Raw genomic sequence first — 23554 nt, 5'->3', positions numbered from 1 at the left:
CGTCATGTCCGAGTCGATCCCCATCACGCTCGCCAGTGCCGATTCGACGCCTGTCGACGGGATGGGCTGCCATTCCGGCAAACAGGTGATGCTCGACGCGGCCAAGGCCGCGGGAAAAAGCGAGACGCTTGATCGCTACGCGAAGGACTATCCGAAAGGCCCGCACGATCAGCCACAGTCGATGTGTCCGGCGTTCGGTGCGTTGCGCGTGGGCCTGCGCATGCGCCGCACCGCAACCGTTTTGAGTGGTTCGGCGTGTTGCGTTTATGGGCTCACGTTCACTTCGCATTTCTACGGCGCCCGCCGCAGCGTTGGGTACGTGCCGTTCAATTCGGAATCGCTGGTCACCGGGAAGCTGTTCGAGGACATCCGCGAGTCGGTGCATGCGCTGGCGGATCCGGCAATCCACGACGCAATCGTCATCATCAATCTGTGTGTGCCGACCGCGAGTGGAGTGCCGTTGCAGTTGCTTCCGCGCGACATCAACGGTGTGCGCATCATTGGCATCGACGTCCCCGGATTCGGCGTGCCGACGCACGCAGAAGCGAAAGACGTGCTGGCCGGAGCGATGCTCCGCTACGCGCGCACGGAAGTTGCTGCAGGACCGGTGCAGGCGCCCCGTGGCGGACGCAGTGGATTGCCGACCGTCACCCTTCTCGGCGAAGTCTTTCCAGTCGATCCGGTTGGAATTGGAATGATGCTCGCGCCGCTGGGATTGGCTGCCGGGCCCGTCGTGCCCACCCGTGAATGGCGAGAGCTCTACGCGGCATTGGACGGAAGTGTTGTCGCAGCGCTGCACCCGTTCTACACCGCGAGCATTCGCGAGTTCGAAGCCGCCGGTCGACCCATTGTCGGCTCCGCGCCGGTGGGGCATGACGGCACAGAGTCGTGGTTGCAGGCGATTGGCAGTGCGGCAAATGTTGCCCAGGGCAAGATCGACGCTGCGAAGAACCAGTTTCTGCCGGCGATCCGCGCCGCCCTGGCTGCAATGCCGATCAAGGGTCGCATCACGCTCAGCGGGTACGAGGGTTCGGAACTTCTGGTCGCGCGTCTGCTGGTCGAGAGTGGGGCGGACGTGCGTTACGTGGGTACCGCTTGTCCCAAGACGGCATGGAGCAGCGCCGACCAGGACTGGTTGCAGGCGCGTGGCGTCCACGTGCAATACCGCGCATCGCTGGAACAGGATCTGGCCGCGTTGCGCGAATTCGAACCCGACCTCGCGATTGGAACCACCCCTGTCGTCCAGGCTGCAAAGACCGCGCGCACGCCGTCGTTGTATTTCACCAATCTGATTTCCGCTCGACCCCTCATGGGTCCTGCCGGTGCGGGTTCGCTGGCAAGCGTGGTCAACGCGGCCATCGCGAACAAAGCCCGTTTCGACGTGATGGAATCGTTCTACTCAGGTGTTGGCGAAGGCTTCGCGTCCGGTGTCTGGCAGGAGTCTCCACGGGATCGTCCGGAGTTCCGCGAACAGTACCGCCGCAAACTGGCCAAGGTTACAAAAGCCTCGCACGTCGAGGAGCCGATCTGATGCTTGTCCTCGATCACGATCGCGCGGGCGGGTACTGGGGCGCAGTGTACGTATTCACCGCGATCAAGGGACTCCAGGTCGTCATCGATGGCCCAGTCGGTTGCGAGAATCTGCCGGTCACATCGGTGCTCCACTACACCGATGCGCTGCCGCCACACGAATTGCCGATCGTTGTCACTGGTCTCGCTGAAGAACAGCTCGGTCGCGAAGGCACCGAAGGATCGATGCGGCGCGCCCATGCCGTCCTCGACCAGGATCTTCCTGCGGTCGTGGTGACAGGGTCCATCGCCGAAATGATTGGCGGTGGCGTCACGCCGGAAGGCACGAACCTGCAGCGCTTCCTGCCTCGCACGATCGACGAAGACCAGTGGCAGTGCGCGAATCGCGCGATGAACTGGTTGTGGACGCAATACGGATTGAAGCGCATTCCCGCGCGCAAACCGCTGTCGCCGGAAAAGAAGCCGCGCGTCAACATCATCGGCCCGTGCTATGGCACGTTCAACACGCCGAGCGACGTGGCCGAAATTTGCCGACTCGTCGTCGGGATCGGTGCCGACATCAACATGGTGTTTCCGCTTGGCAGTCATCTGGCCGATGTTCCCAAGCTGATCGATGCCGACGTCAACATCTGCATGTATCGCGAGTTCGGACGGATGCTGTGCGAGTCGCTTGAGCGACCCTACCTGCAGGCGCCGATCGGCCTTCACAGCACGACCAAGTTCCTGCGCAAGCTCGGCGAACTGCTCGGTCTCGATCCCGAGCCCTTCATCGAACAGGAGCGCCACACCACGATCAAGCCGATCTGGGATCTGTGGCGATCGGTCACACAGGATTTCTTCGCGACCGCGAGCTTCGCTGTCGTGGCCAGCGATACCTACGCACGCGGCCTTCGCAACTTTCTGGAATCCGAGCTCGGCATGCCTTGCAATTTCGCGATTTCGCGCTTGCCTGGCGAGAAGACCGACAACGCGGCCGTGCGTGACATGGTTCAGAAAAAGCCGCCACTCGTCATGTTCGGCAGCTACAACGAGCGCATGTACCTTGCCGAGATCGGCAACCGTGCGAGCTACATACCGTGCTCATTCCCTGGCGCGATCATCCGCCGCCACACCGGCACGCCCTTCATGGGCTATTCGGGTGCTACGTACATCGTGCAGGAATTCTGCAACGCGCTGTTCGATGCGCTGTTCAACATCCTCCCGCTCGGCAGCGAACTCGACAAGATCGATTCGACGCCGTCGAAACTCGGTTCCCAGTTGCCGTGGCTCGACGATGCCAAAGCGGCACTCGATGAATTGCTCGAGCGCCAGCCAATCCTGATCCGGATCTCGGCGGCGAAGCGCTTGCGTGACCGCACCGAGCGTGAAGCTCGCAAGGCGGGCGAGATTGAAGTCACTGTCCAACGCGTCGAAGCATCCTGTACGGCACTGGCCGATGGGGAGCCTGCATGAGCGCGACGTGCAAGAAAAAGATCGCCGGCAATGACGCCGGCGACCCATCGGCCTTGGTGTTTCACACCAGGACGATCCCGGCTACGCGGGGTTGCGTGGTGACGGCCGCAAGGCCAATCGGAGGTAGACCATGAGTGATGAAAGACGGTCGCTGACGGGATTGACGGAGATGGAGGCGAAAGAGTTCCACCGAATCTTCGTCACCAGCTTCATCATTTTCACCGCCATCGCCATCGTTGCGCATTTCCTGGTGTGGCAGTGGAGACCGTGGCTGCAGTGAGGAATGCGAATTCCTGACCGCAACACGTTCCACTCCGCGCTGGTGAACCTGATTACCAATGGGAGACACGAGACATGTGGAGAGTATGGCTGCTATTTGATCCGCGTCGGTCGCTGATAGCGCTATTCACGTTCCTTTTCGTACTGGCTTTGCTGATCCATTTCATTCTGCTCAGCACGGCACGTTACAACTGGATCGAGGGTGGCTCGAAGGCACCACCGGCGGTGACCTCGCAAAATACGCCCCGGCCAGCCGGCTAGGGCGATTCTGCGAAATCAGTCGCCACGCAAGGAAGGCGAGGGTCCGGCTTCGACCGGTCCCTCGCCTGATGGATGGTGCGCACGCGGGATCGACGACAACAATTATTCGCAAGTGGGCGTGGGAGCGAACAATGAGCATGCTTAGTTTTGAACGGAAATATCGCGTCCGCGGTGGAACGCTGGTCGGGGGCGATCTGTTCGATTTCTGGATCGGCCCGTTCTATGTCGGATTCTTCGGCGTCACAACGGCGTTCTTCGCCACGCTCGGCACGGCCCTGTGCATCTACGGTGCGGCGCTCGGGCCGACCTGGAACATCTGGCAGATCAACATTCCGCCACCGGATCTTTCCTACGGCCTGGGCCTCGCTCCGCTGAAGGAGGGTGGCCTGTGGCAGATCATTACCGTCTGCGCGATTGGCTCGTTCATTTCCTGGGCGCTGCGCGAAGTCGAGATCTGCCGCAAACTCGGGATTGGCCTCCATGTCCCGTTTGCATTCGGCGTCGCGATCTTTGCCTACGTCGCACTGACCGTCATCAGGCCGATCCTGATGGGGGCGTGGGGCAATGGATTTCCGTACGGAATCACCAGTCACCTCGACTGGGTCTCCAACACCGGTTATCAGTACCTGCATTTCCACTACAACCCGGCCCACATGCTGGCCGTGAGTTTCTTCTTCGCCACCGTGTTCGCGTTGTCCCTTCACGGGTCGCTGATCCTTTCCGCAGCGAACCCGAAAAAGGGCGAGGCGATGAAGACGGCGGAGCACGAAAACACCTTTTTCCGCGACACGATCGGATATTCGATCGGTACGCTCGGCATCCATCGCCTCGGCCTGTTCCTGGCCCTCAGCGCGGGGTTCTGGAGTGCCATCTGCATCATCATCAGCGGGCCGTTCTGGACACGCGGCTGGCCGGAATGGTGGAACTGGTGGCTGAGCCTTCCAATCTGGTAATTCCGATGAGCCTGGACGTCAAATTCGAGGGGCGCTGAGATGGCCGAATACCAAAACATATTTACCCGACTGCAGGTCAATGCGCCCGCTTACGAAGGCGTCCCGTTCGAACCGGGCACGAGCCCGGGCAAGCGCGACCTCAAGCCGTTTTTCGTTTACCTGCTCGGCAAGATCGGCGACGCACAGGTCGGTCCGATCTACCTCGGCTGGCTGGGCGTGACGTCGATCGCCCTCGGCTTCATCGCGTTCGAGATCATCGGTCTCAACATGCTGGCTTCGGTGAACTGGAGTCCCGTCCAGTTCGTGCGCCAGTTCTTCTGGCTCGCGCTCGAACCGCCACCACCTTCCTACGGCATCTCGATTCCGCCGTTGAATCAGGGCGGATGGTGGTTGATGGCGGGCTTCTTCCTGACAACTTCGCTGATCCTGTGGTGCGTGCGCATGTATCGGCGCGCACGCGCACACGGCATGGGCACGCACGTGGCATGGGCGTTCGCTTCGGCGATCTGGCTGTACCTCGTGCTGGGCTTCATCCGGCCGCTCGCGATGGGCAGCTTTGGTGAGGCGGTGCCGTTCGGGATCTTTCCGCATCTCGACTGGGTCGCGGCGTTCTCGATCCGCTACGGCAACCTCTTCTACAACCCGTTTCACATGCTGTCGATCGCGTTCCTCTACGGGTCGACGCTGTTGTTCGCGATGCACGGCGCGACGATCCTCGCGGTCAGCCGCTACGGCGGCGAGCGCGAGCTCGAACAGATCGCCGACCGCGGTACTGCGTCCGAACGCGCGGCGTTGTTCTGGCGCTGGACGATGGGATTCAATGCAACGATGGAATCGGTGCACCGATGGGCGTGGTGGTTCGCGGTGCTGTGCCCGCTGACGGGCGGCATCGGCATCCTGCTGACCGGTACGGTCGTCGACAACTGGTATCTGTGGGGAATCAACCACGGCATCGTCGCGTCGTATCCCCATGTGCTCCCGACGGTACCGGATCCCGCGCTGACGCCCATGCCACCCACGAGTCCGGTCGCACCGGGAGGTGCCCAGTGATCGCACGATTCCCGATGCATGCAGCGCGAGCGCTGGCGATCGCTGCAGTGGCGTTCGGCATGGCTGGATGCGAGCGGCCGTCACCGGTGACCCACCAGGACGGCTATCGCGGCACGGGTCTGGTCGACGTGCAGAACCCGCGCACCGTTGCGCAGAAACAGGCCGCAAATGTCGTGCCGCCACCGCTTCCTCCTGCGGCGCCCGGCGGCCCGCCGGCGGGCACGGTCTTCAAAAACCTGCAGGTGCTGCAGACGCTGTCGATCGGCGACATGACACGGCTGATGGCGGCGATGACGAGCTGGGTCGCGCCGAACGAAGGCTGTGCCTATTGCCACAACGTGGCGAACATGGCGTCCGACGAGAAATACACCAAGGTGGTGTCGCGCCGAATGCTGGAAATGACCCAGCACATCAATGCCGAATGGAAGCCGCACGTCGCTGCGACGGGCGTGACCTGTTACACCTGCCACCGCGGCAACCCGGTGCCGTCGGACATCTGGTTCGATCATGCAAACGATGTTCGGTCGACTTTCGCGGGCAACAAGGGTGGCCAGAACGAGCCGACACCCGCCGTGGGCCTCACGTCGCTGCCATTCGACCCGTTCTCGACGTTCCTTGAGGGCGATGGAAACATACGCGTCGTTTCGAAGACTGCGCTGCCGAGTGGCGATACGCATTCGATCAAGCAGACGGAGTGGACTTACGGGTTGATGATGCACATGTCGCAATCGCTTGGCGTCAACTGCACCTACTGCCACAACAGTCGGTCGTTCACCGATTGGGATCAGAGCACTCCGCAGCGAGCAACAGCCTACTATGGCATCCGCATGGTGCGCGATCTCAACAAGACCTATCTCGATCCGTTGGCCGATGTGCTGCCCCCCGCGCGTCACGGCGCCGCAGGCGATGGGCCGAAACTTGGTTGCGCAACGTGCCACAAGGGCGTCTACAAACCGCTCTACGGCGCCTCGATGCTGGCCGATTACAGCGTGCTCGCCGCGCCACCCTCCGGGCCAATGTCGTCAGCACCGACGCCCGCGCTTCCAGTCGACGTCGCACCACCAATTTCTGCGCCCACTGGTGCTCCGTAAGCGGAGCATTCAGGCGACGAACGATCGATTGAAGAGGATGCTTTTCGGGCGACCGGCCGGCAGCAGGTGACATGCGATGAGCACATATCAGGAATTGGACGATGTTCCGGCGGTGAGGGTCGTCGTCCGGAGCGCCCTGTCGGTGATGGTCTGGATCGCGCTGGTGACCATGGCGATTCTCTGGGTCGCCAGCCTCTGGCGACCGCTGGGTGTGGCGCTCCTCTGGCTGGATGTCGGTGCCGGGGTAGTCATGGCGCTGAAGTTCACCGGTCTCGCTCCTGTAGACCTTCTGCTCACGGTGATCGGCTACCCCGGAGATCGGTACGATCTGGCCGAGCCGATCGCATCGCGTGCCGAGGTGTTCGCACGGATTCTCGAAATCAGTTGCATGGCAGGGTCGATCGCATTCCTCTTCCACGCGTTGCACACCTGATCCCCGGCAAAGAGCGCGCACGCTCCCCAGCGTTCCCGAAGGCCGTGTCGTTGTCCTGCGACAGGCCAGGCGCCGCGCATTCAAGAATTGTGTGATTCGCGCGTGCGATGTCCCGCCGCGCCGGCTGGGGTTGCGCCGTGTGCCTACGAAAGAACAGAAAGGCTGTCATGGATCGACAGTTGCCAGTCGATGCATTGGGCTGCCGCTCTCTCTCGCAACGGCCGGGGCCGCGAGCGCCCAAGACGTCCCCATCGCTATAATCCGCGTCTCAGCTCCTGCTGGCCAGCGCGCAAGCCATGCTCCTGATGATCGACAACTACGACAGCTTCACCTTCAATCTCGTGCAGTACTTCGGCGAGTTGGGTGAGAGCGTGCGCGTGATCCGCAACGATGAGATGACGCTGCCGGCGCTGTGCGCACTTGAACCCTCGGCGATCGTCATTTCGCCCGGCCCCGGTACGCCAAACGAGGCCGGTGTGTCGATGGAGATCATTTCCAGGCTGGGAGGCGTGGTGCCGATCTTCGGCGTCTGCCTGGGTCACCAGGCGATCGGCCAGGTCTTCGGCGGCAAGGTGATTCGCGCCAAGCAGATCATGCACGGCAAGACCTCGCTGATTCATCACGACGGCCGCGGCGTCTTCCGTGGACTTCCCGACCCGTTCGAGGCGACGCGCTACCACTCCCTGGTGGTCGAGCAGGCCTCGCTGCCGGCGTGTCTTGAAGTTTCCGCGTGGACCGCGAATCGCGATGGTTCACTGGACGAAATCATGGGCCTGCGTCACCGCAGCCTCAATGTCGAAGGCGTCCAGTTTCATCCAGAGTCGATCCTGACCCAACACGGACACGACCTTCTGCGCAATTTCCTCCAATCGACGCTTGCGCGTGCCGCGTGAGGTGCAGGCCGAGACAGGTGCAGTGAGGCGAAAGCCAAAAGGCTGCACCACGACGAACACGAAGCAGAGGGGATAACGAGCGGCCGCCCGCGAACAAATTGCTCCACCCAATGACGGGTTTGTACGAGTTCCCCGTGTTCTTCTTGCTTCAATCTCGCCCTCTCCAGTCCGCGCACGTGTGCCGACCACGCCCGCTGGGCGTTATCCTGAGAACACAACGCATCCGGACCCACCATGTCGATCACCCCGCAGCAGGCGCTGCAGCGAACTATCGAGCATCGCGAGATCTTCCACGACGAGATGGTCGACCTGATGCGCCAGATCATGCGTGGCGAGGTGTCTTCAACGATGGTTGCGGCGTTGCTGACCGGCTTGCGCGTCAAGAAGGAAACAATCGGCGAGATTGCAGGCGCGGCGAGCGTGATGCGTGAGCTGTCCACGCGTGTCGATGTCGGCGACCCCGCCCACTTCGTCGATATCGTCGGCACGGGCGGGGACGGCTCGCACACCTTCAACATTTCCACGGCGTCGATGTTCGTGGCGGCGGCAGCAGGTGCGAAGGTTGCCAAGCACGGCAATCGCAGCGTGTCGTCCAAATCTGGAAGTGCAGATGTGCTGGAGGCGCTCGGCGCGGCGATTGACCTGAGCGCGAACGAAGTCGCGCAGTGTTTCGCCGAAACCGGCATTGGCTTCATGTTCGCGCCCAACCATCATCCGGCGATGAAAGCTGTGGCACCGGTGCGACGTGAGCTCGGTGTACGCACGCTGTTCAACATTCTCGGTCCGCTGACCAACCCCGCTGGCGCACCGAATATCCTCATGGGGGTTTTTCACGAAGATCTCGTCGGCATCCAGGTCCGCGCATTGCAGCAACTGGGCGCGCGCCGAGCGCTGGTGGTGTGGGGACGCGATGGCATGGACGAAATTTCGCTCGGCGCGGCGACCCTCGTTGGCGAGCTGCGTGACGGCCACGTGCGCGAGTATCAGATCGAGCCGGAGGATTTCGGTCTGGTCATGGCATCCAGTCGTAATTTGCGCGTTGCGGATGTCGGCGAATCGATGGCCATGCTGCGTGGGGCAATTGGCAACACCCCTGGCGTCGCGCGCGATATCGTTCTGCTCAACGCAGGGGCTGCGCTGTATGTTGCAGACGTCGCCGAGTCGATCCGCGACGGAATCGAGCGCGCCCGCGCAGTGGTGGCGAGCGGTGATGCACTCGCGAGAATGGAGGCGTTTGTCGCAGTGACGCGCCGGATCGCCGATCGCCGCCGTTCGGCCTGAATCCGAGTCGGCCTCTCTGTCATTCACCAGGATTCAATGCCCCGATGAGCGACATTCTCAACCGCATTCTTGCGCGCAAGGTCGAAGAAATTGCCGCGCGCAGCGCAGCGCTTCCGTTGGCCGAGCTGTCGGCGCGCATCGATGGACTTCCGCCGACACGTGGATTCGCAGCGGCCATGGAGGCGAAAATCGAAGCCCGTGTTCCCGCCGTCATCGCTGAAGTGAAGAAGGCGAGCCCGTCGCAAGGAGTGATCCGTGCGGACTTTGATCCGGCTGCGATCGCCGTGAGCTACGCGGCAGCCGGTGCAGCGTGTCTGTCGGTCCTGACCGATGCGGATTTCTTCCAGGGCAGCGAAGCATTCCTGCAACAGGCGCGCGCCGCATGCGAGCTGCCGGTGCTGCGAAAGGATTTCACGATCGATGCGTATCAGGTCTACGAGGCGCGTGCGATTGGCGCGGATTGCATCCTGCTGATCGTCGCCGCGCTCGGCGATGCGAGCCTGCTCGAATTGTCGCTGCTCGCGGCCGAACTTGATCTGGACGTGCTGGTCGAAGTGCATGACGAAGTCGAGCTGGAGCGGGCGCTCGACATTCCCGCGCCGCTGATCGGCATCAACAACCGCAATCTGCGCACGTTCGAAACCTCGCTCGACACGACGCTGAGACTACGCGCGCAGGTCGGCGACCGTCTTCTCGTCACCGAAAGCGGCATTCACACGCCTGCCGACGTCGCTCGCATGCGCGCGGCGGGCATCAACGCTTTTCTCGTCGGAGAAGCGTTCATGCGTGCACCGGATCCCGGCACCGAGCTCGCGCGCCTGTTCTTTCCACGCTGACATGCTGCAGCCCGAGCCGGCCGGTTCGCGCGCCGAGCAAGGGATCTGCGCCCGTCCCGTGGTGCTGTTCGACTTCGACGGAGTGCTCGTTCGGGGCGACGCATTCTCGCGATGGCTGCGCCATCGGTTCGCGATCGCCTGGTGGCTCATCATTCCTCTGGTGCTGATGGCGCTGGTCACCTTTCCTGCGGCTTCAACGTTGCGGGGTCGTGGCGTGATCGTGCGCTGGGTCGTGACTCTTGCGCTGGTTGGACTGGATGAAACGACGTATCGCGTGAGCGCGCGGGAATGCGGGCAATCGATCGCACGCGACCCGCGACGTTTGTCATCCACAGCGCTGTGCGCGCTGAAGGCCCATCGCGATCGGGGTGATCGGGTGTTGGTCGTCACCGGCTGCGAGGAAACGCTGGCGCATTCGATCCTCGAGCAACTTGGACTGGCGTCCATCGAACTCGTTGCGTCGCGCGTCGTGCAGGGTCGGCTCGGTCTGCGTATCGCCGTGCGCAATGTCGGTCGCGAAAAGATTCGGCAGCTGGCTCTGCGCGACATCCATCCGCTCTGGGATGTCGCCTACAGCGATTCGCCCGCCGACTTGCCCATGCTGGAGGCGTCACGCAGCGCAGTGCTTGTGAACCTGCGCGGCGCGGATCTCGCACGCGTGAAGACACGACTCGGCGATCGATCAACCATGGTGAACTGGTAAACACGATTCCCACCAAAACCACCCGGAAACCTCGAGTGGAGCGGGCTGTGTCGCCGAATGAGCCCGACGCAAGGCGCGGCGGGAACCGCGCGAGCCCATTCGCGGCACGACCGCCGTCCCTCGGACCGACATCCGCTCCACTCTTTGCAATCAGTGCAAGCCGAGCACCACGATGGTCTTGCCCGCAACGTCGATCATGCGCTGCTCTTCGAGTTGCTTCAGGACGCGGCCGACCATCTCCCGCGAGCATCCGACAATGCGACTGATTTCCTGGCGCGAGATGCGGATCTGCTTGCCATTCGGATGCGTCATCGCATCCGGTTCTTCGGTCAGGTCGATGAGTGTCTTCGCGACCCGCCCGGTAACGTCCATGAAAGCCAGCCGGCTGACTTTCCGCGAGGTGTGCAGCAGGCGGTTGGTCAGCTGCGCGCCAATCGCGAAGAGGATTTTCGGACACTCCTCGCGCAGCGGGCCTTCAAAGAGGTTGAACATGCGTTCGTAGCCGATTTCCGCAAGTTCGCACGGAGTGCGCGTTCGCACCATCACTTCGCGACGCGGAGTCTCCACGAACAGGCCCATCTCGCCAATGAATTCGCCGCGGTTCAGATAGGCGAGGATGAGTTCGCGGCCTTCCTCATCCTCGGAGGATACGGTGAGGGAGCCGTCGATGACGTAATAGAGGATGTTCGCCGAATCACCCGGACGGATGATGGCGGTCTTGCTGGCGTAGCGCCGGCGATGGCAAGCGCTGAGAAAACGCTCCATCGCGGCGCGATCCGGGGTCAGCATGGCTGGCGCCTGCACCCGGTTCACCTCACGTTGGAGCATGTAACGGAAATCGGCGATCTTGCCTTGAGATTCCACGGGTCCCCCTACGATATCCAGGTACGGCAGGGCTGCCGCTTCACGACGGATCGGCGGAATCCCGCGCGATTGCGAGCCCGTCGTGAAAGGATATCGAGCCATCATATGGCATATCGGATGCAATTCGACATTCGACGGGCGGGCCACGGCGGACGGCCTGCAGTTTGCCGAAGCAGACGCGCCGGGGGTCGAGGGCGACCGACAAGACTGCACGGTTTCATCGACTGGCGGCTTGGCCCATAATCCGCGCCCCGGCAAGGTGGCTGAAACATCCGACCGGCATCCTGTCGCGTCCTGTAAACCCGCATCGAGGTATCCGTCGTGGTCAAACCGATTCCGCGCCTGCAGCTGCAGGGCTTCAACAATCTCACCAAGGCCCTCAGCTTCAACATCTACGACATCTGTTATGCGGTGTCGGAAGACCAGCGCCAGCGCTACATCGAGTACATCGACGAACAGTACGACGCCGATCGTCTGACGGCGATCCTCACCGACGTCGCGGAAATCATCGGCGCGAACATCCTCAACATCGCGCGCCAGGACTACGATCCGCAGGGCGCGTCGGTGACGATCCTGATCTCCGAGCATCCGGTGGTCGACAAGCTTGGCCGCGACATGATTTCCGACGCGGTGGTCGCGCACCTCGACAAGAGCCACATCACGGTGCACACGTATCCCGAGACGCATCCGCACAACGGGATCGCCACGTTCCGCGCCGACATCGACGTGGCGACGTGCGGCGTGATTTCGCCTCTTCGCGCGTTGAACTACCTGATCGACAGTTTCGAGTCGGACATCGTCACGATGGACTATCGCGTGCGCGGCTTCACGCGCGACGTGAAGGGTCGCAAGCACTACATCGACCACAAGATCAACTCGATCCAGGACTACCTGGCCAAGCACATCCGGCAGAAGTACGAGATGTTCGACGTCAACGTGTACCAGGAAAACATCTTCCATACAAAGATGCATGTGAAGGACTTCGATCTGGACACGTATCTGTTCGAGGCACAGGCCGACGATCTCTCGTTCAAGGAACGCCAGCGCATCGAGCAATTGCTCAAGCGCGAGATCGAGGAACTGTTCCACGGTCGCAACCTGATGTAACGCGTCTGCATGCCGATCGGTCTCGTGCGATCGGCATCGCGGGCTGAATTCTTCGCCGCGGACATCCGAAGGCGTCCCGATTTCCGATCGACATCAAGGAGTACGCCATGAAGGCCATGCTGCTCACGGCGCTGTGCGTCGGAATTCTCTCGGCGTGCTCTGCGCCGCCGCCGCCGCCGGTCAGCGTTCCGCCACCGGCTCCGGAGGCGAAGGCAGCTGCGAAGCCCGCGGAGCGCAGTTCGGGAATTCAGTTGTCCAACATGGATACGGCGACCCGTGCGCAGGACGATTTCTATCGCCACGTCAACGGGCACTGGCTCGATTCGACGGACATTCCGGCGGACAAACCTTCCTACGGGTCGTTTGCGAAACTCGCCGACGATTCAATCGAAAACCTGCGCCGGATCATCGAGGCTTCCGCGAACGCGGAGGCCGCTTCGCTCGACATCGACCAGCGCAAGATCGGCGACCTGTACGCTGGTTTTCTCGATGAGGCAGCGATCGAGTCGACCGGCATCAAGCCGCTCGAATCGACGTTTGCGCGGATCGACGCGATGCGCACGTCGAAAGACATTGCGCCGCTGATGGCCGACTTGGGACGCACACTGTCGCAGGCCGGCACGTTCGGCCCTTCGCCGACGCTGCCGGTCAATGTTCTCGTCCATCAGGACAACAAGGACGCGACGAAGTACATCGCCGACCTCCAGCAGAGCGGGCTTGGCCTTCCCGATCGCGACTATTACCTCAAGGACGACGACGCCAAGTTGAAGGCGATTCGCGCGGAGTACGTCGCCTTTCTCGGAAGGATTTTTTCCGCGGCAGGTGACGCGCAGGCGGAAAAAACCGCCAGCGACATCCTGGCGCTCGAGACTGCACTTGCGAAGGCGCAGTGGACGAAAGTGGAGTTGCGCGATCCGATCAAGGCCTACAACAAGATGCGCATTCCCGACCTCGCGGCATTTGCGCCGGGATTCGACTGGAATGCGTTCCTTGATGCTGCCGGAATCAAGGGGAAGGTCGACGTCGTCAACGTCGCGCAGCCGAGCTACCTGAAGGCATTTGCGAAACTGTCTTCATCGACACCGCTGTCGACATGGAAAGCGTATTTCCGCTGGAAGACACTGCGCGATGGCGCGCCGAACCTGTCCAAGCGGTTTGTCGACGCCAGCTTCGCGTTCTACGGAACGACGGTGCGCGGCGTTCCGGAAAACCAGCCGCGCTGGAAGCGTGGTGTCGGCGTAGTCGAGAAGGCGATGGGTGAAGCGCTCGGCAAGCTGTATGTCGCGAAGTATTTTCCGGTTGCGAGCAAGCAGCGAGCCGATGCGCTGGTGAAGAATCTTCTGGCCGCCTACAAGCAGGGCATCGACACGCTCGACTGGATGAGCGCTGATACGAAGCGCGAAGCGCAAGCGAAGCTGGCGAAGTTCATGCCGAAAATCGGCTATCCCGACACCTGGCGCGACTATTCGAAACTCGAGATTGCCAAGGGTGACCTCATCGGCAACGTGGCGCGCGCCAATGCGTTCGAATACGACCGCAACATCGGCAAGCTTGGCCAGCCTGTCGATCGCAGCGAGTGGGGCATGACGCCGCAGACGATCAATGCGTACTACAACCCCGAATTGAACGAGATCGTTTTCCCGGCGGCCATCCTGCAGCCCCCGTTCTTCAATCCCGATGCGGACGATGCGGTGAACTATGGCGCGATCGGCATGGTCATCGGCCATGAGATCAGCCACGGCTTCGACGATCAGGGCGCACAGTACGACGGCGACGGCAACCTGCGTGACTGGTGGACGAAGGACGATCACGACAAGTTTGCCGCGAAAACCAAGGCGCTGGTCGAGGAATACAACGCGTTCGAGCCGGTGCCGGGATACCACATCAACGGCGAACTGACACTCGGCGAGAACATCGCCGACAACTCGGGGCTGGCGGTCGCGTTCAAGGCGTACCAGCTCTCGCTCGACGGCAAACCCGCGCCGATGATCGACGGATTCAGCGGCGACCAGCGCTTTTACCTGGGCTTCGCGCAGGCGTGGCGGACAAAGCTGCGCGACAACTACGCGATCGAACTGACCAAGACCGATCCCCATTCGATCCCGGTCGATCGCGTCCTCGGCTCGCTCGTCAACCAGCCTGGTTTCTATACGGCGTTCGACGTGAAAGCGGGGGACAAGATGTATGTGGAACCCGAGAAGCGGGTGGGCATCTGGTGATGGCCGCCAGCACCTGAGGGGTTCTGCGGATCGATTGGTGGCGTTGAAAAGAGCGGGGCGCGGAAGGCGCGTTCGGATTACGGGGTGCTGTTTGCTTCAGATCCGGTAGGCGACGGCTTTCATCACGTTGCTGGCGACGCGCATCAGGGAGGGCAGCGGTGCCGGCAAGGACCGCGCGCCGGCCGCCAGCGCCTCGTCTGCGTGGCGTGCTTCATCGTCCTTCATGCGCCGCACGATGGCGCGGCTGCGTTCGTCGCCGGCGGGCAGAGTCTGCAGGTGTTCGCCCAGATGTGCTTCGACCTGGCGTTCGGTCTCGACCACGAAACCGAGACTGAGCCGGTCGCCGATCAGACCGGCCCCAACGCCAATTGCGTAAGCGCCGGCATACCAGAGCGGATTGAGCAGGCTCGGACGACTGCCAAGTTCTTCAAGGCGTTCGCCGCACCAGCCAAGATGATCGGTTTCCTCGGCTGCGGCATCCAGCATTTGCTCACGCATCGCCGGTTCACGCGCCACCGCAGCCTGTCCAAAATAAAGCGCCTGCGCGCACACTTCGCCGACGTGATTGACGCGCATCAGGCCCGCTGCGTGCCGACGCGCGTCGTCATCGAGATCCGCTTCGGGCACATCGGTTGCTGGCGACGCACGTGCGGCGACAGGCGCGGCGACAAAGACGGTTTCGAGCGCACGTTCGATTTCGACGAGCGCGCGATCAAGTCGCGAAAGGGTTCGATGGGTCATGGGTCGGGAGTGTCCAGTTGTTGTGCGAGCAATGCCAGCGGGTGCATCACCGGTATCGCGACGGTTCGCTCGCGCAATCCATTGCCCAGATGGATCCGACAGCCGATGTTGGTGGTGAGCAGAAGATCGGGTTCGAGCGCCTGCGCCTGGTCGAGCTGTTCGGCGCGCAGGCGATCGGCGATGTCCGGATATTCGAGGAAATAACTCCCGGCAGCGCCGCAGCAGCGCGGTTGCTCGGGCAACGCGAGAACGACGAGTTGAGGAATCCGCGCGAGCAGAGCGCGGATGGGAGCGACCTGGCCAACGACATTCACCTGCGTGCACGGGAGATGTAACGCGGCGCGCAGGGCGAGTGGCTTGAACGCAAGCGTGTGGAGCGCGGAACTGGCCGCGATGAAGGCGAGGATGTCGGTCACCTTCAATGCAGTGCCGACCGCAACCTCATCGCGAAGGTCGCCATGGCAACCGCTTGCGCTGACCAGAACGACATCGCTGCCGGTCGCACACAATGCGTCGCGCGTGGCACGCGCTTCCAACCGGCCTCGATCCACATCGCCGGCGTGGCGTGGTAGGGCCCCGCAGCATCGAGTACCCGCCACCTCGACGACCTCGTGGCCGAGCGCTTCGAGAAGAACCCGGCCGGCAGCGAGGCTGTCGGCGTCATAGACGCTGGCGACGCAGCCGCGGAACAGAACGACGCGCTCTCGCTGGTCGCCGACGATGCGGGCCAGCCGGCGAAACGGTGAGCGCGGGGGAAGATCGGGTTGCGTTTGCGCCAGTCGCCGCCCAAGCGACCCGATTGGCAGGAACCTTGCGAACGCCGGCAACCAGCGACCGGCACGCAGCGCTGCACCAATCCGGGCCAGCCTGGTCAGCCGCTGCGGGTCGCGCAGCCAGCGCGGCAGCAGGCCAGGCCGCTGTCCGTCCAGCGCGGCGCGCGTCCGCACGAAGATCTGTTCGTATTCCACCTGCGATGGACAGACCTTCTGGCATGACATGCATCCGAGGCAATGGTCGAGGTGCAGAAGTCCCGCGGGCGAAGGCGTCCATGTCTGATTGGCGATTGCTTTGGCCAGCGCAATCCGACCGCGCGGAGATTCCGATTCGCTGTTCGCAATGCGATAGGTGGGGCAGTGAGGAAGGCACAGCCCGCACATCACGCACTGGTCCGCGAGGTCGAGCAGCGAGCGTTCTGGGGCGGGGATCGGGAGGGAAGTGACGGCCACGGAATTCATGCTACCATTTGCGGTTCCACTGGTCGGCGGCACTGCTGTTGCCAGTCGCGGGGACTTTCGCTATGCTCCCGCGCCCTCATTTAAGTCGAGCCCGCCTTTCGGGCTCAAGCCAGGCCTTGCGGACATGAAGCAAACGATCAGTGCCAAAAACGAAACGGTCAAGCGCGATTGGTATCTGGTCGATGCCACCGACAAGACGCTGGGCCGCCTGTGCACCGAACTCGCGCATCGCCTGCGCGGCAAGCACAAGCCGGTCTACACGCCGCACGTCGATACGGGCGATTATCTCGTCGTGATCAACGCGGAGAAGATCGCGGTCACCGGCAAGAAGCTGGACGACAAGAACTACCATCGCTTTACCGGCCACATCGGCAACCTCAAGACGACGTCGCTGAAGGACATGCTGGCCCAGCATCCCGAGCGCGTGATCGAGATCGCCGTGAAGGGCATGCTGCCGAAGAACCCGCTGGGCCGCGCGATGTACCGCAAGCTCAAGGTGTATGCCGGCGCGACGCATCCGCATGAAGCCCAGCAGCCGCAGGTGCTGGACATCAATACCGCGACGAACTGACTCCAGACGGGACGCGAGTCCCTCGCAAGAGCCCGCACATCCCTGTGCGGACTTCCAATAGAAGCAATAGACAGAGCAACCAAATGGCGATCCAGCAGAATTACGGCACCGGCCGTCGCAAGTCCTCCGCAGCCCGCGTGTTCCTGCGCAAGGGCAGTGGCGCGATCGTCGTCAACGGCAAGCCGCTCGACGAATTCTTTGGTCGCGAGACCTCGCGCATGATCGTGCGCCAGCCGCTTGAACTCACCCAGAACCATGACAAGTTCGACGTCATGGCAACGGTGGAAGGCGGCGGCATGACCGGCCAGGCCGGCGCGATCCGCCTCGGCATTTCGCGCGCTCTGGTGGAATACGACGAAGCGTTGAAGTCGCCGCTGCGCAAGGCCGGCTTCATGACCCGCGATGCCCGCGAGGTCGAGCGCAAGAAGGTCGGCCTGCACAAGGCACGCCGCGCCTCGCAGTACTCGAAGCGCTAAGCGCTGCGATCTTTCAGCCCCTCGTCAGTGGAGGGGCGACGCGCCGGGGTCCAACCGGCGTGTGGGAAGTGGAACGTGCTGTTTGCCTTCGGGTAACGCGGCACCGGAAACGACCCAAACCCTCGATGGGGGATCGTCTAATGGTAGGACAACGGTCTCTGACACCGTTAATCTAGGTTCGAGCCCTAGTCCCCCAGCCACAATGCGTTTCGGCGGTTTTCTCCGGAACCTGCAAAAGAACAACCCCGCGCATGCGGGGTTTTTTGTGTCTGGCCGCCGGGGATCCTGCGTGCGCGTCCATGACGCGGCTCACCCGGTGCGTTGCGGGCGTATGCTGAACAGCCCAGCCGCTGCAGAGGACATCCCCATGGCCAAGAAATCCGAAAAGAAAATCGACGACCTCAAGCAGCGTCGCAAAGCGCCGCTTCTCACACCAAGCGACCTGTCCGCGAAGGCAACGCGCGATATCGCCGGCGGGATGAACGGCGTGCTCGCCGACGTGTTCGCGCTGTATCTGAAGACCAAGAACTTCCACTGGCACATGAGCGGTCCGCATTTCCGCGATTACCATTTGCTGCTCGACGAGCAGGCGGACCAGTTGTACGCAATGACCGACCCGATCGCCGAGCGCATCCGCAAGGTGGGGGGTTCGACGTTGAGGTCGATCGGCCACATCGCGCGACTGCAGCGCATCAAGGACAACGACGCGGACTACGTGCAACCGCTCGACATGCTTGCGGAACTGCGCGAGGACAACGCGTCGCTCGCCGCGCGCCTGCGCGAAGTGCACGACGTGGTCGACGAGCATCGCGACATCGCGACGGCGAGCCTGATCGAAAACTGGATCGACGAAACCGAGCGGCGAACGTGGTTCCTGTTTGAATCCAGCCGCCGCGGTGATGCGACCGGGCACTGATCCGCAACATATTGGCGTGGCGCAGCTTTCATGTCCTTCGCGCCACTCACGCCACGTCGCGTTGTTCTTTTGATGGCGCGATGACGGATTCCGTTCAGGCGATGACCCAACCGCGCGCTTGGCTGAAGGGTGGACCAATGCGAAATGCACAGTGGCTTGCTGCAGCGACCTGCTTCAGGCGGGGGTCAACCAAGCGAGCCTATGGTCGAGTCCTGTTCAATCACGTCGACATGGAACACGTCGACATCGAATTAGGAGCAACGCATGAACGGTCAGCTTCCCGTGGAAGGTCAGAACGTCGAGGTGAAACTGGTCGAAGGAGAGTGGCAGGCAGCTGTATATCGCGAAGCCAAATTCGTTGATCTGTACGGCTTGCCTCTCGAAGCCGATAAAATTTCCGAATGGCGGACGGTCGATGAAGGGTCCGCCGGCGAGTCGGCCATGAACGGCCCGAGCCGTATTCCGCGCAATAACTTGGCGAGCGGTCCGGTACCAGTGAACTGAATGACACAAAAGACGCGCGTCGGTTCTTGCGGACGTTCGTTGAGCGACCGATTGATGTGCAATGAATCCTGGCGGTCGTGCGGCAGATCCAACGCTGTCGCATCGACCGTCTTTTTTGCCTGAGGGATTGTCCTCGCTGATCGTGCGCTAGACTCGGCAATCGGGAGCCAACACGAGTAGATCGCGATGAACCTGCAGAGTCGCTGCGTTCTGGGCACAGTTCTGGCCGTCGCAATTGCACTCGGAGACGCGTCGGCTGGCGATCTTTCGGTCGTGGTCACGGACGCGCAGAACATGCCGGTCGCGAACGCAGTGGTCAGTGTTCGTGGGGGCCCCGGGACTGGTGCTGCCGCTTATGCGCCGGTCACGAAGACGATCGATCAGCGCCACGAAACCTTCATTCCCTACGTCGAAGTCTTCCGCCCGGGAGACCGGGTGGCGTTTCACAACGGCGACCACACACGTCATCACGTCTATTCCTTCGCGCCAATCAAGACCTTCGATTTCGTCGTGGCGTCCAAACGCACATCGCCACCCGTGACACTTGATCAACCGGGTGAGATCGACGTCGGGTGCAACATCCACGATCGCATGATCACGCACTTGTACGTGTCCGATGCGCCGTATCTCGCCAAATCCGCGGCTGACGGGCGCGTGTCGTTCGCGGCGCTCGGTGAGGGATCCTACATGGTGCAGGTTTGGCATCCGCACTTGCGACCTGGCAAGAGCGAGCCGTCCCGACCCGTCCTGGTCAATGCGACTCCCGCGAGCGTGACCATCCAGTTGAGCCTTCTTGCAGATCCGCGCGCCGCGACTGGCGACGCCGAGCGCACTCCCTGACGCAATGAGCTTCCGGCTGCGCCTTGCCCTGCTGTTCGTCGCAACCCTCATCGTGATCCAGCTCGTCACCGGGGTGCTGATGTACGAAGTCGCGCGTCGCGGCGTGATCGCTGAAGGTGAACGTCAGCTGGCTGCAGGCGCAGATTCGGTCGCGCGCCAACTGGATGACATGTCCACGCGTGTTGCAGACAACGTGCACGTGCTCGCGCTCGACTACGCCCTTCGGACAGCCATCGCGCAGCGCGACGAAGGCACCGTTCTCTCGGCGCTGCGCAACCACGGGCGGCGCATCGGCGCCGATCGCATGATGCTGATCGGCCTCGATGGCCTGATTCGTTCCGACACGTCCGACACGTCCGACGTGGGTCACGCATTCCCGTATGAGGATCTGGTCGAGGCATCGCTCGACCACCCGGCGGCGGCCGTCGTTGCTCTGGGCAGCAAGGCGTACTGGATGATCGTCGTGCCGGTGTATGCGCCGTCTCCCATTGCACTGATTGCCGCGGCCATTCCGGTGGACGATGCGTTGCTGAAGCATTTGCAGCACCTCTCCGCGCTGCCGAACATGCTCGAACTCATCACTCGCAATGCCGCCGGTCACTGGTCGGACATTGCGCTGGGTGGCGAGCGGGCCGTTGCGCCGCAGGTGACGAGCCATGGCGACCTGCCGATGGAGCCGACGGTGGTCACCGTCAACGGATACGAATACGTGGCACTCGCCAAGCGGCTGAGGGAATCCCAACGCAGCGCACCGGTGGCGGTTCTGCTGTCGTATTCGCTCGACGACGCGCTGCAGCCGTACCGGTCGGTCACGCTGGCGTGGGGCATCTTGCTGGCTCTCGGGCTTGCTGGTGGCCTCGTCGGTGCAATGCTCATCGCGCGCAGTGTCGCGCGTCCGATCGAGATTCTTGCCGAAACCGCTCGCCGCATCGAATCGGGCGACTACACCCCGGCCCCGCGGATGCGCGAACGCGGCGAAGTGGGGCAGCTCGCGGCGGCGTTTGCCAACATGACGCATGCCATTGCGGAGCGTGAAGAGCAGATCCGGCATCAGGCGCGGCACGATGCCGTGACCACGCTGCCGAACCGTCAGGCGGCGGAAGAAACCATCGGACGATCACTTGATGAGTCACCACAGGCGACCGGCGTGCTGTTGATGATCGGGCTGGCCCGCTTGCCCGAGATCATCCAGACGCTGGGACACACCATCGGCGATCGCGTCATGCGCGACGCGGGTGCGCGTCTGCGCGCACTGGCGGATGGCGCTTCCGTGGCGCGGGCGACCGATACCCAGTTTTCGTTGTGGCTGATCGGTGCAGGCATCGAGGAGGCCCTGATCCTGGCGCGGCGTGCACTGGATGCGCTGGTGACGCCCTATCGCGAGGCGGACATTTCACTCGACACGGCGCCCGCTGTCGGCATCGCGCTGTCGCCGGTCCACGGCCGCGACGCGGGGGCCTTGTTGCGCCGTGCGGAAGTCGCACTGATTGCCGCGACCGGGGCGGAGCATCCGATCGTCGTGTACAACCCCACGACCGACCCGCACCGGCCCGAACGCCTGAGTCTGATGGGCGACTTGCGCAAGGCCGTGGGCGCCGACGAACTCTTGCTGAGCTACCAGCCGAAGCTGCATCTGGCGAGCGGCGTGATCGACTCGGTCGAAGCGCTGCTGCGATGGCGTCATCCGGTCCGCGGATTGTTGCCGCCGGATCTTTTCATCGGCCTCGCCGAGCGCACCGGCAACATCCGCGAGGTGAGTCGCTGGGTGATTGACCGCAGCATCGCGCAGGCGGCGGACTGGACGCGGCGTGGCCATCCATTGCGCGTTGCAATCAATTTGTCCGCGCGCGACCTGGACGACGACAGGCTTCCCGACCTGATCGCAGACCGCTTGGCGGCGCACGCGGTACAGCCAGCCTGCGTGCTCCTCGAACTCACCGAGAGTGCCGTGATGAACGATCCGGAAACCGCGATCCGGGTATTCGGCCGCCTCGCCGATCAGGGTGTGGATCTGGCGATCGATGACTTCGGCATTGGCCAGTCCTCGTTCGCCTACCTGCGTCGACTGCCGGTGCGCGAGATCAAGATCGATCGCCTGTTCACGCAGTCCCTCGCTTTGGATTCGAGCGATCGCGAGCTCGTGCGATCGATGGTGGAACTGGGACATCGGCTCGGATATCGCGTCACCGCAGAAGGTGTCGAAACCGTCGAGGCGCTCGAGTACCTGCGAACGATCGGTTGCGATCATGTGCAGGGTTATCACATTGCGAAAGCCATGGCTCCCGACGCTGTCGAAGCGATGTTGCAGCGAATGGCGGCAGGAACGCTGGCAGGCGTTTCCGCTTAGCGCGCGCGGTTGCCGCCCGCAATGTCGCGCGTGTCGCGGCCGGAAAATGGACGATTGGAACGTGGCGCTGCGCCTGGCCGGTGTGACACCGACCGGCGTTCCCCATTCCGCGCGCAATGAAACGGGATCGTGGAACGTTCGCAAGCGGTCGCTCGTGCGACGACCACCGCGTTACAGCTGCACGTGCAGCGTCACGCCATAGGTGCGTGGTGCCCCGAGGAATGCGTTGTACGATCCCGTTTGCAACGGCGCATCGAAGCCGACCTGGCTGTAGGTTCGATCGGTGAGATTGCGCCCCCAGAGCTCGAGGTTCCAGCGCGTGTCCGCCGCGCCGACGGTCAAACCAGCATTGAGCAGCGTGAACGCGTCCTGCTGCTTGAACGGGCTCAGATCCGAGCCGGTGTTGTAGTCGCTGGTGTACTTCGCACCGACGTTGAATCGCGCCGCGAATTCGTCAGCGAACGTCCACTGATACGCAAACCCTGCGGTCGCTGCCCATCGTGGCGCGAAGCTCGCGCGGCCGCCGGGCACACGTGAAAGAGCTGTATCGGGCAACGGGTCGTCGCCGTATCTTGCGTCGGTGTAGGTCACTCCGCCGGACAGCGTGAGTCCGGTGATGTGGGTCTGCCACAGCAGGTCGGCGTCCACGCCCTGCGTCGTGAGCTCCGGAACGGAACGCACGACATAGCTGGTGCCGAGGAAGCTGTTGAGCTGGAAATCGTTGTAGCGCGCATGGAACAGTGCGGCGTTGACCAGCAGGTTGCCGTCCTGCCAACTGGTCTTGCCGCCGAGCTCGTAACTGTCGACGAACTCACCTGGGAACGAGGTGTCGTCAACCGGCACGATGCCCGCTGCACCGGAAGTGAGGCCGTTCGCCGACTGCTGGCGATCAAGATTGAATCCGCCAGCCTTGTAGCCGCGCGCGGCCGATGCATATGTCATCACCGTGTCGCTCCAGCGATAAGCGGCCTT

At 62.7% G+C, this 23554-nt stretch carries 24 protein-coding genes and 1 tRNA gene; 21 read left to right on the top strand and 4 right to left on the bottom strand.

Annotated features, from left to right (window positions below; all coding sequences use genetic code 11):
* Nucleotides 1-4 precede the first annotated feature (4 nt).
* From bchY to ABIV12_RS11685, 12 genes are all read left to right on the top strand, one after another.
* Nucleotides 5-1531, top strand: a complete 1527-nt coding sequence (gene bchY, locus ABIV12_RS11740) for a chlorophyllide a reductase subunit Y (protein WP_348059460.1) — start codon at nt 5-7, stop codon at nt 1529-1531.
* A complete protein-coding gene (gene bchZ / locus ABIV12_RS11735) occupies nt 1531-2982 on the top strand; it encodes a chlorophyllide a reductase subunit Z (RefSeq protein ID WP_348059458.1) in 1452 nt (483 codons plus the stop codon). The genes bchY and bchZ overlap by 1 nt, the downstream gene beginning before the upstream one ends.
* Nucleotides 2983-3112: 130 nt before the next feature.
* Complete coding sequence (pufB, locus tag ABIV12_RS11730) at nt 3113-3262, top strand: light-harvesting antenna LH1, beta subunit (protein WP_348059456.1); 150 nt, start codon at nt 3113-3115, stop codon at nt 3260-3262.
* A gap of 74 nt (nt 3263-3336) precedes the next feature.
* Nucleotides 3337-3522, top strand: a complete 186-nt coding sequence (pufA, locus tag ABIV12_RS11725) for a light-harvesting antenna LH1, alpha subunit (RefSeq protein WP_348059454.1) — start codon at nt 3337-3339, stop codon at nt 3520-3522.
* 131 nt (nt 3523-3653) lie between these two features.
* Complete coding sequence (pufL, locus tag ABIV12_RS11720; RefSeq protein ID WP_348059452.1) at nt 3654-4475, top strand: photosynthetic reaction center subunit L; 822 nt, start codon at nt 3654-3656, stop codon at nt 4473-4475.
* A gap of 39 nt (nt 4476-4514) precedes the next feature.
* On the top strand, nt 4515-5525 hold the full coding sequence (pufM, locus tag ABIV12_RS11715) for a photosynthetic reaction center subunit M (protein WP_348059450.1): 1011 nt from the start codon (nt 4515-4517) through the stop codon (nt 5523-5525).
* Complete coding sequence (gene pufC, locus ABIV12_RS11710) at nt 5522-6616, top strand: photosynthetic reaction center cytochrome PufC (protein ID WP_348059448.1); 1095 nt, start codon at nt 5522-5524, stop codon at nt 6614-6616. Before pufM ends, pufC begins: the two co-directional genes overlap by 4 nt.
* Nucleotides 6617-6692: 76 nt before the next feature.
* Entirely contained in the window at nt 6693-7049 is a 357-nt protein-coding gene (locus ABIV12_RS11705) for a hypothetical protein (protein WP_348059446.1), read from the top strand.
* Between the two features lie 296 nt (nt 7050-7345).
* Nucleotides 7346-7942, top strand: coding sequence for an aminodeoxychorismate/anthranilate synthase component II (locus tag ABIV12_RS11700; RefSeq protein ID WP_348059444.1), 597 nt, complete (start codon nt 7346-7348; stop codon nt 7940-7942).
* Nucleotides 7943-8176: 234 nt separating this feature from the next.
* Nucleotides 8177-9223 carry an anthranilate phosphoribosyltransferase gene (gene trpD / locus ABIV12_RS11695; protein ID WP_348059442.1) on the top strand — a complete coding sequence of 349 codons (1047 nt, stop codon included), beginning with the start codon at nt 8177-8179 and terminating at the stop codon, nt 9221-9223.
* 44 nt (nt 9224-9267) lie between these two features.
* Nucleotides 9268-10059 (top strand): indole-3-glycerol phosphate synthase TrpC, encoded by a 792-nt coding sequence (gene trpC, locus ABIV12_RS11690; RefSeq protein WP_348059440.1) that lies wholly within the window; start codon nt 9268-9270, stop codon nt 10057-10059.
* A gap of 1 nt (nt 10060) precedes the next feature.
* Nucleotides 10061-10762, top strand: coding sequence for a haloacid dehalogenase-like hydrolase (locus tag ABIV12_RS11685; RefSeq protein WP_348059438.1), 702 nt, complete (start codon nt 10061-10063; stop codon nt 10760-10762).
* Nucleotides 10763-10912: 150 nt separating this feature from the next.
* On the opposite strand, the gene crp is transcribed toward ABIV12_RS11685, so the two are convergent.
* Nucleotides 10913-11551 carry a cAMP-activated global transcriptional regulator CRP gene (gene crp / locus ABIV12_RS11680; RefSeq protein ID WP_348059482.1) on the bottom strand — a complete coding sequence of 213 codons (639 nt, stop codon included), beginning with the start codon at nt 11549-11551 and terminating at the stop codon, nt 10913-10915.
* Nucleotides 11552-11947: 396 nt separating this feature from the next.
* On the opposite strand from crp, the gene speD reads away from it, so the two are divergent.
* Nucleotides 11948-12733: an adenosylmethionine decarboxylase gene (gene speD / locus ABIV12_RS11675; RefSeq protein WP_348059436.1), complete on the top strand. Its 786-nt coding sequence runs from the start codon at nt 11948-11950 to the stop codon at nt 12731-12733.
* 107 nt (nt 12734-12840) lie between these two features.
* The gene (locus ABIV12_RS11670; RefSeq protein ID WP_348059434.1) at nt 12841-14952 is read left to right on the top strand and encodes a M13-type metalloendopeptidase; all 2112 of its coding nucleotides are present in this window, start codon (nt 12841-12843) and stop codon (nt 14950-14952) included.
* A gap of 96 nt (nt 14953-15048) precedes the next feature.
* On the opposite strand, the gene coq7 is transcribed toward ABIV12_RS11670, so the two are convergent.
* Together coq7 and ABIV12_RS11660 are read right to left on the bottom strand one after the other, a co-directional pair.
* Nucleotides 15049-15693, bottom strand: coding sequence for a 2-polyprenyl-3-methyl-6-methoxy-1,4-benzoquinone monooxygenase (coq7, locus tag ABIV12_RS11665; RefSeq protein ID WP_348059432.1), 645 nt, complete (start codon nt 15691-15693; stop codon nt 15049-15051).
* Nucleotides 15690-16661 (bottom strand): (Fe-S)-binding protein, encoded by a 972-nt coding sequence (locus ABIV12_RS11660; protein ID WP_348059430.1) that lies wholly within the window; start codon nt 16659-16661, stop codon nt 15690-15692. Before ABIV12_RS11660 ends, coq7 begins: the two co-directional genes overlap by 4 nt.
* Nucleotides 16662-17052: 391 nt before the next feature.
* On the opposite strand from ABIV12_RS11660, the gene rplM reads away from it, so the two are divergent.
* The 7 genes from rplM to ABIV12_RS11625 all read left to right on the top strand — a co-directional run bounded on the left by rplM (nt 17053) and on the right by ABIV12_RS11625 (nt 22582).
* Entirely contained in the window at nt 17053-17499 is a 447-nt protein-coding gene (gene rplM / locus ABIV12_RS11655; protein WP_348059428.1) for a 50S ribosomal protein L13, read from the top strand.
* A gap of 83 nt (nt 17500-17582) precedes the next feature.
* Entirely contained in the window at nt 17583-17975 is a 393-nt protein-coding gene (rpsI, locus tag ABIV12_RS11650; protein ID WP_348059426.1) for a 30S ribosomal protein S9, read from the top strand.
* A 126-nt stretch (nt 17976-18101) separates the two neighbouring features.
* Nucleotides 18102-18175, top strand: a tRNA-Gln gene (locus tag ABIV12_RS11645).
* Between the two features lie 167 nt (nt 18176-18342).
* On the top strand, nt 18343-18891 hold the full coding sequence (locus tag ABIV12_RS11640) for a DNA starvation/stationary phase protection protein (RefSeq protein ID WP_348059424.1): 549 nt from the start codon (nt 18343-18345) through the stop codon (nt 18889-18891).
* A gap of 264 nt (nt 18892-19155) precedes the next feature.
* The gene (locus ABIV12_RS11635; RefSeq protein ID WP_348059422.1) at nt 19156-19395 is read left to right on the top strand and encodes a hypothetical protein; all 240 of its coding nucleotides are present in this window, start codon (nt 19156-19158) and stop codon (nt 19393-19395) included.
* A gap of 186 nt (nt 19396-19581) precedes the next feature.
* Entirely contained in the window at nt 19582-20235 is a 654-nt protein-coding gene (locus ABIV12_RS11630; RefSeq protein ID WP_348059420.1) for a hypothetical protein, read from the top strand.
* Between the two features lie 4 nt (nt 20236-20239).
* Nucleotides 20240-22582: an EAL domain-containing protein gene (locus ABIV12_RS11625; protein ID WP_348059418.1), complete on the top strand. Its 2343-nt coding sequence runs from the start codon at nt 20240-20242 to the stop codon at nt 22580-22582.
* Between the two features lie 171 nt (nt 22583-22753).
* Here the strand turns inward: ABIV12_RS11625 and ABIV12_RS11620 are convergent.
* Nucleotides 22754-23554: TonB-dependent receptor (locus ABIV12_RS11620; protein ID WP_348059416.1), on the bottom strand; the 801-nt coding region annotated here is incomplete at its 5' end.

The organism is Dokdonella sp. (assembly GCF_039926425.1).
Classification (GTDB): Bacteria; Pseudomonadota; Gammaproteobacteria; order Xanthomonadales; family Rhodanobacteraceae; genus Dokdonella_A.
This window is presented reverse-complemented; position numbering and strand designations above follow the sequence as displayed.